Source organism: Vibrio sp. nBUS_14 (assembly GCF_051201655.1).
Taxonomy (GTDB): domain Bacteria; phylum Pseudomonadota; class Gammaproteobacteria; order Enterobacterales; family Vibrionaceae; genus Vibrio.
In genome coordinates, this window is sequence record NZ_CP179206.1 from 247,607 (window position 1) to 263,488 (window position 15,882).

The 15,882-nt window shown below is 42.1% G+C and carries 13 protein-coding genes; 11 read left to right on the forward strand and 2 right to left on the reverse strand.

Annotated elements, in window-relative coordinates; genetic code table 11:
• The 4 genes from wecB to istB all read left to right on the forward strand — a co-directional run bounded on the left by wecB (position 1) and on the right by istB (position 5,034).
• Complete coding sequence (wecB, locus tag ACMAZD_RS01160; protein WP_102557972.1) at positions 1 to 1,131, forward strand: non-hydrolyzing UDP-N-acetylglucosamine 2-epimerase; 1,131 nt, start codon at positions 1 to 3, stop codon at positions 1,129 to 1,131.
• Positions 1,131 to 2,342, forward strand: a complete 1,212-nt coding sequence (locus ACMAZD_RS01165; protein ID WP_435248258.1) for a glycosyltransferase family 4 protein — start codon at positions 1,131 to 1,133, stop codon at positions 2,340 to 2,342. Before wecB ends, ACMAZD_RS01165 begins: the two co-directional genes overlap by 1 nt.
• Positions 2,343 to 2,768: 426 nt before the next feature.
• Positions 2,769 to 4,301, forward strand: a complete 1,533-nt coding sequence (gene istA, locus ACMAZD_RS01170) for an IS21 family transposase (protein ID WP_435247818.1) — start codon at positions 2,769 to 2,771, stop codon at positions 4,299 to 4,301.
• Between the two features lie 10 nt (positions 4,302 to 4,311).
• The gene (istB, locus tag ACMAZD_RS01175; RefSeq protein WP_435248259.1) at positions 4,312 to 5,034 is read left to right on the forward strand and encodes an IS21-like element helper ATPase IstB; all 723 of its coding nucleotides are present in this window, start codon (positions 4,312 to 4,314) and stop codon (positions 5,032 to 5,034) included.
• Positions 5,035 to 5,111: 77 nt separating this feature from the next.
• Here the strand turns inward: istB and ACMAZD_RS01180 are convergent, their stop codons facing one another.
• On the reverse strand, positions 5,112 to 6,047 hold the full coding sequence (locus tag ACMAZD_RS01180) for an IS30 family transposase (RefSeq protein ID WP_435248260.1): 936 nt from the start codon (positions 6,045 to 6,047) through the stop codon (positions 5,112 to 5,114).
• A 62-nt stretch (positions 6,048 to 6,109) separates the two neighbouring features.
• Positions 6,110 to 7,165 carry a UDP-N-acetylglucosamine--undecaprenyl-phosphate N-acetylglucosaminephosphotransferase gene (gene wecA, locus ACMAZD_RS01185; RefSeq protein ID WP_435248261.1) on the reverse strand — a complete coding sequence of 352 codons (1,056 nt, stop codon included), beginning with the start codon at positions 7,163 to 7,165 and terminating at the stop codon, positions 6,110 to 6,112.
• A 510-nt stretch (positions 7,166 to 7,675) separates the two neighbouring features.
• On the opposite strand from wecA, the gene ACMAZD_RS01190 reads away from it, so the two are divergent.
• The 7 genes from ACMAZD_RS01190 to ACMAZD_RS01220 all read left to right on the forward strand — a co-directional run bounded on the left by ACMAZD_RS01190 (position 7,676) and on the right by ACMAZD_RS01220 (position 15,799).
• Positions 7,676 to 8,794, forward strand: coding sequence for an LPS O-antigen chain length determinant protein WzzB (locus tag ACMAZD_RS01190; protein WP_435248262.1), 1,119 nt, complete (start codon positions 7,676 to 7,678; stop codon positions 8,792 to 8,794).
• A 207-nt stretch (positions 8,795 to 9,001) separates the two neighbouring features.
• Complete coding sequence (locus ACMAZD_RS01195) at positions 9,002 to 9,256, forward strand: hypothetical protein (protein WP_435248263.1); 255 nt, start codon at positions 9,002 to 9,004, stop codon at positions 9,254 to 9,256.
• Positions 9,257 to 9,377: 121 nt separating this feature from the next.
• Positions 9,378 to 10,082 carry a YjbF family lipoprotein gene (locus ACMAZD_RS01200; protein WP_435248264.1) on the forward strand — a complete coding sequence of 235 codons (705 nt, stop codon included), beginning with the start codon at positions 9,378 to 9,380 and terminating at the stop codon, positions 10,080 to 10,082.
• A 21-nt stretch (positions 10,083 to 10,103) separates the two neighbouring features.
• Entirely contained in the window at positions 10,104 to 11,027 is a 924-nt protein-coding gene (locus tag ACMAZD_RS01205) for a capsule biosynthesis GfcC family protein (RefSeq protein WP_435248265.1), read from the forward strand.
• A complete protein-coding gene (locus tag ACMAZD_RS01210) occupies positions 11,027 to 13,291 on the forward strand; it encodes a YjbH domain-containing protein (RefSeq protein ID WP_435248266.1) in 2,265 nt (754 codons plus the stop codon). Before ACMAZD_RS01205 ends, ACMAZD_RS01210 begins: the two co-directional genes overlap by 1 nt.
• Before the next feature lie 850 nt (positions 13,292 to 14,141).
• Positions 14,142 to 15,275, forward strand: coding sequence for a polysaccharide export protein (locus tag ACMAZD_RS01215; protein ID WP_435248267.1), 1,134 nt, complete (start codon positions 14,142 to 14,144; stop codon positions 15,273 to 15,275).
• A gap of 83 nt (positions 15,276 to 15,358) precedes the next feature.
• Positions 15,359 to 15,799: a low molecular weight protein-tyrosine-phosphatase gene (locus ACMAZD_RS01220; protein WP_435248268.1), complete on the forward strand. Its 441-nt coding sequence runs from the start codon at positions 15,359 to 15,361 to the stop codon at positions 15,797 to 15,799.
• Positions 15,800 to 15,882 lie beyond the last annotated feature (83 nt).

Below are 15,882 nucleotides of genomic sequence, written 5' to 3' on the forward strand. Positions count from 1 at the left end.
ATGAAAAAATTGAAAGTAATGTCAGTGGTGGGAACTCGCCCGGAAATCATTCGTTTATCTCGAGTTTTAGCTAAACTAGATGAGCATTGCGAACATATACTAGTGCATACAGGGCAAAACTACGACTTTGAGTTAAATGAAGTATTCTTCAGTGACTTGGGAGTACGTAAACCTGATTTCTTTTTGAATGCTGCAGGTAAAAATGCGGCAGAGACGATTGGACAAGTTATTATAAATGTTGATCAAGCGCTAGAAGAAATCAAACCTGATGCGATGTTAGTTTTGGGGGATACAAATTCCTGCCTATCTGCCATTCCAGCTAAACGACGTAAGGTTCCTATTTTCCACATGGAAGCAGGTAACCGTTGTTTTGATCAGCGTGTACCGGAGGAGACTAATCGTCGAATAGTAGATCATACTGCTGATATCAACTTGACGTATAGCTCAATAGCAAGAGATTATTTACTAGCTGAAGGAATACCTGCTGATCGAGTGATTAAAACGGGTAGTCCTATGTTTGAGGTTTTAAATTACTACATGCCTCAAGTTGACTCTTCAGATGTTTTATCTCGATTAGGCTTAAAGCAAGGTCAGTTTTTTGTTGTTAGCGCTCATCGCGAAGAAAATGTTGACTCACCAAAACAGTTAGCAAAGCTAGCAGAAACGCTAAATTCAGTAGCTGATCATTATGACTTACCTGTGATTGTGTCTACGCACCCGAGAACACGTAATAGAATTGAAGCTCAAGGCATTGAATTCCATGAAAATATTCAATTACTAAAGCCATTGGGGTTTCATGATTATAATCATCTACAGAAGAACTCTAAGGTCGTGTTGTCAGATAGTGGCACAATTAACGAAGAATCATCCATAATGAACTTCCCTGCATTAAACTTGAGGGAAGCGCATGAGCGACCTGAAGGTATGGAAGAGGCTTCAGTTATGATGGTTGGACTTGACGTAAAACGCGTAATGCAGGCTTTAAGCATCCTGGAAAGCCAAAGTCGTGGTGAGGAGCGTTTGTTACGACAAGTTTACGATTATTCTATGCCTAATGTATCCGACAAGGTTATTCGTATTATTCATTCTTACACTGATTACGTTAATCGCGTTGTTTGGAAAGAGTATTAATGCGATTAGCCTTAATTATTGATGACTACCTGCCTCATAGCACTCGTGTAGGTGCTAAAATGTTTCATGAATTAGCCTTGCAATTCAATGCTATGGGGCATGATGTAACGGTAATTACGCCGGATTCTGGTGTTACATCACCTTTAGTTGAAAAGGACATTGACGGAATTCGTGTTTGGCGTTTTTTAGCTGGGGAAACCAAAAACGTAAGTAAGATAAAACGTGCTATGAACGAAAGCATGCTTTCTCATAATGCATGGAAAGCTATTTCTTCTAAGGTTAAACCTAATACGTTCGACGGTATTGTCTACTATTCACCCTCTATTTTCTTTGGTGGTTTAGTTAGTAAATTAAAACATCGTTGTAGTTGTCCAGCATATTTGGTACTTAGAGATTTCTTTCCTCAATGGGTTATCGATGCAGGAATGATTAAAGCCGGATCCTTGATAGAACGTTATTTTAGGTATTTTGAAAGAAACTCCTATGATCAAGCTAATGTCATAGGTCTGATGTCGGAAAAAAATCAACAAGTTTTTAATAAGATGTTACCTAAACGATATCCCACCGAAATATTGCGTAATTGGGCTTCCCTAAAACCTACAGAGCGACAAAAAATTAGTATTCGGGAGAAGTTAAACCTAGGAGATAAAATTATTTATTTCTACGGTGGGAACATTGGACATGCGCAAGATATGGCTAACCTGATGAGGTTGGCTTTATCAATGAAGACTTACGAAAAAGCCCATTTTTTATTTGTTGGCCAGGGGGATGAGGTACGCTTGATCAATGACTTAGCTATGAAGTGGGAGCTTGATAACTTTTCATATTTACCATCGGTTAATCAGAAAGAGTTTAAAGAAATTTTATCTGATATTGATATTGGTCTTTTCTCTTTATCAGCTAAACATACCGCACATAATTTCCCAGGCAAGTTACTAGGCTACATGGTTCAATCTTTGCCGATTTTAGGTAGTGTAAATGAAGGCAATGATTTAATGGACTTATTACATGCAAATAATGCAGGGTTAATTACAATCAATGGTGACGATAAAAGCTTTTTGGCTAATGCGATAAAATTATACCAAGATGTGAAATTAAGGCATAACACTGGAAATATGGGCTATCTGTTATTAGAGCGTGAATTTTCCGTAACAACAGTTGCAAATAAAATTTCAGATGTTATTGAGTCTATTAATGATGAAGCTACATAGCTTCATCATATCAAAGAAATTTGTCGTATTGCTCTAATCGAACATTTTTATTGAACTACCACTATCTTATTTATTGAACTACCACTATCTTATTTATTTGGAAGCTTACCTCTTAAATATGCAGTTATTTTCCATATATTACTCCCGAATTCAACTCCGAAGTGCGACACTCTCCAATATCAAGCAGCCAATACCATTTCTTTAAAGACAATCGCTGGTGCATATTTCGGAGCTATCCGACCGCCTATTTCGGTTTTAATCGACCACCAAATCCGTTTTTAACCGACCACTCATTTCGGTTTTAATCATCCACTTTTCGGTGTGTTTCCGAAATCGATGGTCGATTTACCGAAATAAACCTCTTTTCTCTTTTAAATCAATAGGTTTAACCTGAGTCTTTCATGTTGAGAGCACTAAGGATAAATCATGCCGAAAAAGAGAATGCCAATGAATAAAATTAAGGAAATATTACGCCTCCGATACGAGTGCAATCTTTCTAATCGACAGATCGCCGCTTGCCTCAATATTGCTCATTCCACTGTATCCCAGCATCTATCCCGATTTAAATCCAGTGGCCTCACGTGGCCACTGGAAGAGACTCATCATGAAAATCAAGTCACCCAAGCTTTGTTTGATGGTCGCTCATCTTCTCAGCATAAAGTGATGCCTGATTTCACTCTCTGCTACTTAGAATTGAAGCGTAAAGGGATGACTAAAGCTTTGCTTTGGGAAGAGTATTGTCATCAGCATCAAGACAAAGCCTATGGCTATACACAGTTCTGCGAACTGTATAGACGTTGGCTAAAGACACAAAAACGCAGTATGCGCCAACTTCACCATGCTGGTGACAAGCTCTTCATTGACTACTGTGGCCCAACGATCCCTGTTGTGAATCCAGATACAGGAGAATGCAGACATGCTCAGGTATTTGTCGCCACTTTAGGGGCGTCAAATTACACCTATGTCGAGGCGAGTGAGAGCCAAGGGCTTGAACACTTCCTCATGGCTCATGTGAATACCTTTAATCACTTTGGTGGTGCTCCGAATCTACTTGTACCTGATAATCTGAAATCTGCTATAACGAAAGCAGACCGTCATAGCCCTATCCTCAATGAGAGCTACCGAAAACTGGCACAACATTACGGCGTTGCTGTGATGCCAGCCAGGCCCTACAAGCCTAAAGATAAAGCCAAAGCTGAGAACGCAGTTCTCATCGTAGAGCGCTGGATAATGATGCGCCTTCGCCACCAAGTGTTCTATACAATGGCTGAGCTGAACCTGGCTATCCGAAAGCTGATGCATGACTTAAACCAACGAGAGATGAAGCAGCTTGGTGTCAATCGACATGACTTGTTCAACAAAGTTGACCGTCCAGCGTTAAAACCACTGCCATCGCAACCATATGTGTATATCGAAACTAAACGAGCAACCGTCTCCCCTGATTATCACATTCAATATAAAAAGCACTTCTACTCTGTGCCGCACCAACTTGTTGGGCAACAAGTTGAGCTTGAAGCAACGCATCAAATAATACGTATCTACCACAAAGGGAGCATTGTTGCTCACCACTGCACAAGCCAAAAAGAATATGGTCTCTCTACCGTTTACGAGCATATGCCAAGCAACCATCAATACCAATCATGGACACCCGAGCGTTTTATCCGTTGGGGAAAATCTATTGGGCCAGCCACAGGTGAACTGACTCAGATGTTGCTCAAACGCCCAGAGCATGAAGCATTGGCCTTTAGAAGTTGCTTTGGGTTACTAAGTCTTGCCAAAAAGCACTCAGACGCACGGTTAGAACAAGCTTGCCGAGATGCCTTAGTGACAGAGAAGCCATACCTTGGCTTCGTCAAAAACTTATTGAAGAACCATCGTGAAGGCACTCTCTCTCAGCCTTCCACTGATACACCAAACCTTAAACACACTAATGTTCGTGGTTCCAACTACTACCACTAGGAGAAACAATATGGACGCAATAATCCAACAGTTAAAATCACTACGCCTAAGTCATGCTTCTGATGCACTGGAACAGCAAAGAATACACCCCGCGACCTATGCTGAACTTGGCTTTGAAGAAAGGTTAGGACTCATCCTTGATCATGAGATAGTGAACCGAGATCAAACCAAAATCCAACGACTTAAACGGCAAGCCAAGCTGCGCCTAAGCGCTAGCGGTAATCAACTGGACTACCGCCCAGAACGAGGCTTAAAAAGAGCAATGATGGGAGAGTTATTATCAGGCACTTATTTACAAAAGCGACAGAATGTCCTGATTACAGGTGCAACAGGTGCAGGTAAAACCTATGTTGCTTGTGCGCTCGCCGAGCAGGCGTGTGAGCAACACTGCCCAAGTCGTTATTATCGCCTAAATCGTTTACTTGATGACCTGAGTAGTAGCCGCCTTGATGGCAGCTATCAAAAGCTACTACTGAGCTTGTCTAAGAAAAAACTGTTGGTTATCGATGACCGGGGAATGGAAAAACTCAGCCAAGAGCATGCAAGTAATCTTCTCGAAGTGCTAGAAGATAGATACCAAGAGTGCAGTACGATCATTATCAGCCAACTACCTGTAAAAGAATGGCACGAGATGATCGACAACTCGACGATCGCTGATGCGATCTTAGATAGGTTGGTTCATCAAAGTCATAGAATCGAGTTACGAGGGGAATCAATGAGAAAACTGGCTTAAATCGACCACTTGGAGTAAAACTAAGGAAGAGAAAAGAGAGGCTTAAAAAGGTGGTCGATTAAAAACGAAACTAGGGGTCACATCAGCCGAAATACGCACGCTGGTTGCTTGAAGTCTAAACACTTTTTCGGTCGATAATTTATCCGTGATACAGCGAATTCAATATCGCTGTCTGTTACCGTTGTTAAGTCGGTTCCTTTCTTCACATATTGCCTTAAAAGCCCGTTAGCATTCTCATTGGCTCCACGCTCCCAAGAACTATAAGGGTGGGCAAAGTACACATCAGCCTCCAACGCCTTTGCGATGGTTTCGTGGCCTGCAAACTCTCTCCCGTTATCTGCCGTGATGGTATGGACATGTTCCTTATAAGGCATGAGTAGCTCGATGGTGGCTTTGGTGACATCATCTGCTGACTTCGATGGCACTTTCTTGACCACGTAAAATCGTGTTTTACGCTCTAAAATTGTCACCATAGCACCAGTGCCATGTTTGCCTAATACGGTGTCGATTTCCCAATCACCCAATCGCTCCTTACTGTCAACGATGCTTGGCCTATCATCGATAGAAACAGCATTCTTGATCGCTGGCGCTTTCTCTTTTCTACCGCGACGATACCGCTTGTGACCTTGCCTCAAGTGGCGATATAACTTGCCTCCCAAGCGTTTATCCTGCGCAACAAATCGGTAGATCCACTCATGGCTGACAGCGGCACCGACTCTCGTTAATACACTGGAAATCTGCTCTGGACTCCAATCCGATTCCAAAAGGAGACGGATAAAATCAACACGCTCCTGAGGTATTCTGTATTTACGAGCTGATGTGCGTTTTTTGATTGAGAATACCTGAGCTTCGCTTGGGCAATAATGACTGCCTCTACTGCCGCGTTTAAGCTCACGATATACCGTAGAGCGATGGCACTGAACAGTTTTAGCTATTTCAGAAACCGAAATCCCCCGTTCCAAAAGAGCAGAAATCTGGTATCTTCTGCCCTCGGTCAACTGCTGATAATTCATGGTAGTACTGCTTGTTTCTTTGGCGAGAAGAGCGTACCACTTTCAGCAGTTGGCTTCCTCTTCTACACCTTTCCATGAATGTCGCACTTATTATCTGAAATCGGGCTTAACAACAACAGGTAAATTATGAAGAAAATTATAAATAGATAGAACATAACATATTCTGATATTCCTATCATCTCTGCATATATACCTATGCCTGCATATGTCGTGGCTATAGAGCAAATAACAATAAGTGTTTGCGTAGAACTAAGCCCTAGGCGTTGAAAAATGTGGTGCAAATGCTCTCTATCAGGCTTAAATGGAGAGTCACCTCTACGCGCTCTACGAATCATAATAGCCATCATATCCATTAATGGCAGAGCTATAAGCCATAAAGCTGTCACTGGTCTTAGTGGAGGGGCACTACCATTTTGGCTTGAAAGTAGTAGTAACCAAATAACAGTAAAGCCAATTAACATACTACCAGCATCACCCATGAAAACTTTTCTCTTCCGCCCAAACGCTCCTAAGTTCAATAAAATGTAAGGTACGATAATGACTATAAGCACTAGGCATATGTATGCTAAGTTGTGTTGGCCGTCATGATTTAACATAATGCCTAGCCCGCCGAATGTAACAATCGATAAGCCACCCAAAAGTCCATCGATACCATCGACCATATTAAATGCGTTTATCGCACCTACTACAGCTAACACTGTAACTAAATAGCCGAACCAGCCTAGTGTAACAACTTCACCAGAACCCAATATATCTCCAATCGTATTAAGTTCAATACCACCTATAACCATCATTGCAATAGATAAAGCAGCTTGGATCACAAAGCGTAGTTTAAAACTTATATCAAACTTATCATCTAAAGCACCAACACCGACTAGAATTATCAAGCACGCTGCATATAAAGGGGTGTTTGGGAGTATATTGGGGTTGTTTAACAAAAAGTAGAGGATAGATATGCAAATTGAAATACCACCGATAAGTGGTACCGCTCCGTTGTGTAGCTTTCGAGCATTTGGCTTGTCTACTAAACCAATCTTCTTAGCAAACTTGCGAAGTAAAAAGATTGTTGCAAGAGAAAAGAAGAATAAAAAAGATAGATCAAGAAATGGGATTAACACAACTAAAGCCTAAGAGTATTTGTTTCAACCAATTTTAATGTATTTGTATTCGATATAAAAGAGTAAGACAAAATCTACGTGATCTTTCTTAGGAATTAGAGTCTATCGGTTGGTTTATACTTAGGGGAAGTCTATGAAAGGGAGCTCTGTTCAGTTTGATAAAGATGAGAAAACTCTAGATACATCTTTTTTGTCGCTATCAAAAAAAGTGAACACGCATCATGAGGCTGTTGATTTCTCGCCAGTGAGAAGATTGATACATAGAAGTTCTAGCCTAGGTGGTAGTGTTAAATCAACGTTTACATATTTTAGAGTATGTTTGCCAATCACTAGCATGATGATCAGAGGCCCTCTTAGGTTTGCAAGATATTCTGACTCATCTGTTGTAGGCTCAGTTAGCGTTGGTTTTGTATCTACTTCTATCATAAAGAGTAAGATTAGACGATACTAAAGTTATACTGTGTGATAGCATTCTATTGTCATTTATTTGGATTGATTGAGAGATTTATAGTGAAACAACAGCCTCACCCACAGTACTACTCCGCACAAAACCCACCGTTGTACACACAAGGTCATGATGTTGATTTTAAAGAGCTTTTTAAGGCTGTATGGGAAGGGAAACTCACTATTGTTGTAGTCACGGTCTTATTCACACTAGTAAGTGTTTGTTTCGCATTGTTCTCTCAAGAGTGGTGGTCTTCTGAGGCTAAGATTGTACAAGCGCAATCTCAAAATATTACAGAGTATCAACAACAAGTGAAGCAATTTCAGCCAGTGTTTAATATCTATCAAGATGATGGCACGGTATTGGTTAGCAAAGAACTCGATCGTTTGGTTGATTCGAAAGTCTTATTTCAAGATTTTATTAATACGTTTGACTCAGCGAATAACAAAAGAACCTTTTTAGACAGTAGTGAAAAATTTCAAGACTTCAAGCGTTCTATCTCTTCTGGTGAGATGACTGATGATGCGATTAGAAAGTTGTATGATGAATGGTTTGATAGGGTTTCTGTGTCTGTTGTTGATAAGAATAATCGTAACTCTCCGTATTTTATTCGTTTTCAAACTATGACCAAGCAAGACAGTTTTGACTTGTTGACTTCTTATATATCGGTTACAGAGGCAAGAGTACACCAAGACGCATTCAATAACTTGCAGGCTGTTATTAATGGTAAACGCAATGAATTAATTCAGCAAAAGAGAATCATACAAACACAAGCAAAGAATCAGCTGTTAGTAGAAACAGAGCGTGCTAAATATGCTATGGGTATAGCAAAAGCTGCTGGAGTTGATAAGCCGATTCAGACCGGGAATAGTGGTGAAATCTTTGGTATTGATTTAGGTTCAAAGGGTTTGCAAGCAAAAGTTCAAGCTTTAGAATCTGTCAAAAATTTAAGCGTTATTGAACCTCGTCTTCATCAGATTAATGCAAAGTTAGATATGTTAAATAACTTAAAAATTAATAGAAATGTTAAGTTCCAAACCTTTCGTTTTCTTGAAAATGTCGAGCAGCCAATTACTAGAGACAAACCAAAACGAACTCTGATTGTGTTGGTTGGTGCCTTTTTAGGCGGAATGTTTGGTCTGCTTATTGTGTTGTTTCGTTTTGCTTTTAGGAAGGAAGTGTAGCTCCTGACAGCCACCTAATAGAAAATAGAACACCATTTGATGATGTTGACATTTAAATACGTTTTATAAGGTATTGCTTATGATTTACTCATTTACTTGATTGTGGTTATTATCTATCATGATCAATCAGTTGTTTAAGCTGAGCAACTGATTGAGGGTGTGAAAATCATCCTCTACATATAAACGTTTATATTAATGGAAATCATTATGAAAAAAATGGCTTTAGCAGCTGCATTAGCAGTTGGCTTCTCGGGCGGTGCTTTTGCAGCAACAGAAACAGCAGCAGCGGGCGCTGGAGCTGGAGCTGGTACTAGTGGTGCGGCAGCTGGTGCTGGTGCATCTGCAGTAGCAGCAGGCACAGCAACAACAGTAGCAGTAGCAACAGCAGCAGTAGCAGCAGCAGCAGCAGTAGCGGTTGCTTCTAATGATACTGGTGCCACAGTAACTACAACAACTAACTAGTTTTTTGTAGTGAGTGTCTAAACCATTTTATGTGAAAGCATAAAGTGGTTTTTTTATATCTAATTGATTAACTCTCCATATTGGACAGCAGCAACCAGATTGCTAGGAAGCAGAACTCGTCATGCTTAAACCTCTAATCATATCTCTTGGTCTTTTTCTTGCTGGTTGTTCTCAGCAGTTTCAAGATGTTAACTCTACTTTTGATGAAGCCATTTTTGGAAGCTCTGATGTTGAGCTATCCCAGGAATACATTCAAACGTTACCTTATTCCAGCATTTATGCGGAAGTAAACGATCAAGGCAAAATCTTCATGGTTTTGGCCTACGTCGGTGAAAACCCTCAAACGGGTGCAGAGCAGTTAAAGTGGATGTCTTCTGACAAAGCGATGATCGTCACTGAAAATGGACGCATCGTACAAACGTTATTGCTTCCTTACGAAAATCTTTCTGGTTTGGCATTCCAACCGTTGGATGTATTCTCTTCTGCAAATAGCTCGTCACCAGATTCTTCTTCTGCGTTTGATGTGTCAGCTAACCCCGGTGCCCAAAAGTGGCAAGCGGTTTACGACTGGCAACCCAACTATCGATTTGGCTATAAAGCAAATATCACCCGAACGTATGCAGGGAATCAAACGGTAGAAACACCGTTAGCGTCTATTGACACCAAGAAGTTTCAAGAAAAAATTCACTTCCCAATGTTAGAGCAAGAGATCACCAACGAATATTGGGTCGACAGCAAAGGCAAAGTGGTCAAAACCATACAGTATTTAGGCCCTGATATGACAAGGCTTGAGTTAACCGTCCTTAAGCATTATCGAAGCAATTAACGAACAGGGTAATGAACTAAAATGATGAATTATATTAGTCACGCATCAAAAATGACGGGACGTCGGTTGCCATTGGTGAGAACTTTATTAACGGTGAGACCTACGTTAACGATGAGAGCTCTGTTGACGTTGAGCACGCTGTTATCTATGTGTACTTTTAGCTACGCTTCTGCGGCGTCTAACGTTGTTACGCCTTCGGTTAAAACAACAATCGAGCTTCCTCTTCAAGGTGTGACGCTTGAGTATAAAGCTAACGTTCGACTGCTTCAGGTGTTAGACGACGCGAACGCTAGCTCTAACGAAAATGCTAGCGGCAGTATTGGTTATTTCCCCCTTTCAGCTCAACTGTTTGATAAAACCAATACTGAATCTAACAAATCTAATAAAGCTATCGAAGCCAAAAAGCGCAATGTATTTAACCAGCTTGACGCTTTCGCGGTAGAAGAACCAGAAGCAAAGCTGGTAAAGCAACAATTAGCTTCTTTCCAATATCTCAATCGAGTTTTTATTGAATTAGACCGCAATGCGGTTATCTCGCAATTAGATAAGAACCCGTTACTTGTTTCAAGTTCTAATACTAACAAGTCGTCAGACAGCCAAGCTCAAGCCTTTTCTCTGTACTTACCACAACGACCAACGTCCATTCAGTTGATGGGGGTAATGAAAGAGTCGGTAACAATGAATCTGATTGAGCATGGAACGTTGAATGACTATCTCGATGCCTTGCCGAACGGCTTTGTTGGTGAATCAACGGATAAAAGCGTGGCGTATGTTGTTCAGCCAGACGGTGTGGTGCAAACCATTCAATACGCTTACTGGAACGAACAACCGGTTTACCTGGCACCAGGTGCCATCGTATTTATGGCGTTTTACTCTTTGCCATCGGAATACTCAACGTTGAACCAAGATATCGTTTATTTGCTACGTCATAAGGTTGGCCTGTAATGCTGAAACAGAAATCATTCCCTCTATCGGCAGTGTGCACATCGGTTACCTGCGCCTTGTTAATGACCAGTAGTGTGTCGGTTTTTGCCGAAACAACCATTGATTCCTCTTCGATCAGAGCAGAAAAATCATCATTCGACGACACAGAATACAGAACGTCGCAAATGAACTTTGGCGGTGTTGGTCTAATGCAAATGCCAACAGGCCGAATGGCACCAGAAGGTGAGTTCAACTTTAGTGCTTCGTTTAACAATGAATACCATTTTTATAACGTCAGCCTACAGCTCATGCCTTGGCTTGAAACCACCATTCGTTATACACAAGTACAAGACGTGCTTTATAGCGGAGGTGGAGATCAAGATTGTTCTCAAAACTCATTCAGTGGTTGTAACAAGCTTGCCGATAAAGGCATAGACTTTAAACTGCGTTTGATCGATGAAGGGTACTACTTGCCGGAAATGTCGGTAGGTGTGCGTGATTTCGGTGGTACAGGCTTATTTGATGGAGAATTTGTTGCGGCAACTAAACGCTTTGGTCCTGTTGATTTTACCTTGGGCATGGCCTGGGGGTACATGGGCACCAGTGGAAACTTCACTAATCCACTGTGTAAAGCCAGTGACAAGTATTGCGAACGCCCGTCTGATTATAAAGGTAATGGTGGCAGTGTCGATTTTGAACGCTGGTTTAAAGGCGATGCGGCGATTTATGGCGGCTTTGAATATCAAACTCCTTATAAGCCGCTAACCTTGAAGCTTGAATACGATGGCAATGATTATTCTCAAGATTTTCCTGCGCGTACAGGTGTTGACATGACACAACACACGCCATGGAACGTGGGTGCTGTGTACCGTTTCACTGATTGGGGTTCTGCGAAAGTCAGCTATGAGCGAGGCGATACCTTAACCCTTGGCTTTGATCTCTCTACCAACTTTAATGAAATGTATTCTGTGTGGCGAGATACTGAAACAGCAGAATTGCGCCCAAGCGGTGTCGAGACGGTTGACGATATTGATATGGCAGCCCTCGCGGAAGAGCTTGAAACGATCGCTGGCTATGAACAAGCGCAAATCTTGGTCGACGATAACAGTATTGTGGTAAAGGGCACTCAGGTTAAATACCGAGACAGAGACATCGCCCTTGAGCGCGGTGCGACCGTGATTGCCAACGCGGTGCCGAGTTATATCGATACCTATAAAATCATCGAGAATGATAAATCGATGGAACTCACCGAGACAACGGTAGATGCCCAAGTATTCAAAGCGGCAGCTAACAATAGTTATCTCAATGCTCAAACCAGTGATGCAACCGATACTCACGAACTAGAGCATAAGAAATCCGTTATTTATCATGATGGGCGTGAGCGATTCGATGTGTCGATTTCCCCAAACCTAGCTCAATCGTTCGGTTCGGCTGAAAACTTCTATTTATACAGTTTGGGTTTATACACCAATGCTTCGTTTTGGGCGTTAAACAATGTCGAACTGTCGGGTTCTCTTTATGTTAATTTAGTCGATAACTACGACAAGTTTAATTACGAAATTCCATCAGACGGCACGGACCAAACGCCAAGAGTAAGAACCTTGTTCCGCTCTTACGTTGACGATCCGGTTCGTTTAGACCGTTTACAACTGACGTGGTTTGAAGACTACGGCAGCGGTGTCTACACCCAAGCCTACGGCGGTTACCTAGAGAGCATGTTCGCGGGTGTGGGTGGCGAAATCCTTTATCGTCCATTCAACCAAAACTGGGCGATTGGCGCAGATATGACCGCGATCAGTCAACGTGACCCTGAAAGCTGGTTTAGTACGTTTGATCAAGAGATCCAAGTCAACCCAGATGATAGCAGCCGAACGTACAAAGTAATCGACAAAGGCACCACTGGCTTTATTACCGGTTACTACACACCACAATGGGACTTCTTGAGCGATACCTTACTTAAAGTGGGCATCGGTAAATTCCTTGCGGGTGATATCGGTACTCGTGTCGACTTCTCTAAGCAGTTCAAGAGCGGCGTGATTGCCGGTGCGTTTGTCAGCCTAACCGACATGACAACTGAAGAATACGGCGAAGGCAGCTATACCAAAGGCTTCTACGTGTCGATTCCGTTTGATCTAGTCACCGTGAAACCAAGCTCAAGCCGTGCTGGCTTTACTTGGTTACCGATCACACGGGACGGTGGCCAAGTGCTGAATAAGCAGTACAACTTGTTCGATCAAACCGATGCTCGCTCACCTTGGTTCCAAAGACCAAGTAGCGTTAAGTAGAGCGGAAAGAGCAGTATCGAGATGCGAGTAAGCGGGATGCGAAAAGCGGGGAAGAGCAGTATCGAGATGCGAGTAAACGGGTATCGAAGAGCGAGAGAAGAGTAGTATCGAGATGTGGGTAATCGAGTCTTGAAGAGCTTTAAAGCAGGTGGGAGTAATTAAGTCTGCGAGAGCCTAGCTTTTGGTTCTCCCCCTTGAACGCCGTTCGTTTGTGAGCGGTGATATTCATCAAAGGGGGGAGTTAGAGGGGGATGTTAATCTATGTGTTACCAACCCTTCCCTGCCTCCCATTATGTTGGTATTTTCTGCCAAGCAACAGCTGTGATAAAGGGGAGGAGCTAAAAGCATCCCGTAACGGCTTTACCTGCTCTTAGCTCTTCGTTTACTCGTATCTCGCTACTCTCATCTGCTCTTTAGCTCTTCGCATCTCGTTCACTCGTATCCCGTATCTGCTCTTGGGCTCTTCGCATCTCGTTTACCCGCATCCCGCACCTGCTCTTAGACTCTTAAACTTAAAACAATTCAACTAGGTTGATAACATACACAATTTGTGGATAATGCATACGGATTAAACTAATGTATGCATCTGCATTATTATGTGTTCATTTTTTATAAAATCATCGTCATTCATAAGTTGTATGCATTTAATTTTACAATGGTGGTGTACATAATTACGCAGTGTGATGTCGCGGAATATCAATGGGCGGTAGCGTATCTACTCATTAATAAAGTGTGATCTATCTCATGTTTTTTTCTGCGTATCTCTTTCTAATACTCAGCAACTGATAAAATCAGTAGCCTTTATCCCATCAGATGTAAAAACACATTCTGTTCCTATGACTTGGTTAACATGAAGATTAATAAAAATAGCCTCCTTTTAGCGCTCCTTCCTGCATTGCTTGCAGGGTGTACAACTCCAGGAACTCACCTTTCTACTGGCAACAAGAATGTGATTCAACCTTCAGAGGAACAGCAAGAATCTGATATCTCTGATGTGGTAAACCTTTACCCACTGACAGCACAATCAGTATCGAGTTACCGAAATGAATCTTTGTCGGTTTCCCAAGCTAATCCGACATTAGATGTCGATATTGCAAACTATGAATACCAAGTGGGTGTCGGTGATATCCTAAACATCACTATTTGGGATCACCCTGAACTGACGATTCCGGCGGGCTCTTACCGTAGTAGTACCGAAGCAGGTAACTGGGTTCATGCTGATGGTACGATTTTCTACCCGTACATTGGTACAGTAGAAGTGGCGGGAAAAACCGTTCGTGAAGTGCGTGCTGATATTGCCACTCGCTTAGCTAAGTACATCGAAAGCCCTCAGGTTGATGTTAACGTCGCCGCTTTCCGCTCTAAGAAAACTTATATTACTGGCGAAGTGTCTAAACCGGGCCAGCAAGCCATCACCAATATCCCATTAACGTTACTGGATGCTGTGAATCGCTCAGGCGGTTTGTCTGAAGATGCTGATTGGCGTAATGTTTCATTAACGCGTAATGGCGTAGAAGAAAACCTCTCACTTTACGGCTTAATGCAGCGTGGTGACTTAACTCAAAACCGCTTACTTCAAGCGGGTGATATTGTTCACGTGCCGCGTAACGATAATCAAAAAGTGTTCGTGATGGGTGAAGTGAATGACCCACAATTGTTGAAGATCGATAGAGTAGGGATGAGCCTGACGGAAGCACTCAGCAACGCAGGTGGCATCAACCAACTTACAGCAGATGCGACCGGTGTGTTTGTTATTCGTACTTCAGATGACAAATCAGAGCGTATGGCCGATGTTTACCAACTCAATATGGAAGATGCCTCAGCTTTAGTCATTGGCACCGAGTTTGATTTAAAACCTTACGACATTGTTTATGTTACCGCCGCGCCAATCAGCCGATGGAACCGTGTCATTGGTCAGCTTGTACCAACCATTTCAGGCTTCAACGAGCTAACCGAAGGCATGCTGCGCGTTCGTAATTGGTAATTAGCTCAGATTGATAATCAGGTTGCATGTTGCGTGTAACCTGATTTTTTATGTTTGTAGGCCCAATACAATTAGAGACAATTATGTTTAATAAAATTTTAGTGGTCTGTGTGGGTAACATTTGTCGTTCCCCGACTGGAGAGCGCGTTCTTCAAAAACTGCTACCGAACAAAGAGGTAGCTTCTGCTGGTATCGCTGCTGAAAAAAGCCGTCTAATTGGTAAGCCCGCAGACGACACGGCGATTTTAATCGCCGCTGAAAATGGTGTCGATGTTGAAAATCATCAGTCGCAGCAAATTACACCACAGCTTTGTGCCCAGTATGATTTGATATTGGTGATGGAGAAGGGCCATTTAGAAGCGCTCACTCAAATCTCACCAGAAGCGCGTGGTAAAACCATGTTGTTTGGTCAGTGGATTGGCCAAAAAGATATTCCCGATCCATATCGTCAAAGTCGAGAAGCATTTGAACATGCTTATCAGTTGATTGACGAAGCAGCCCAAGCTTGGGCGAAAAAGCTGTAATTAACATTTAGATAAACTATCTAGTTAAGCTTTAGAGACGTCCGGTTAAGCTATGATGCATAGCTATTAATAGAATCAAATAG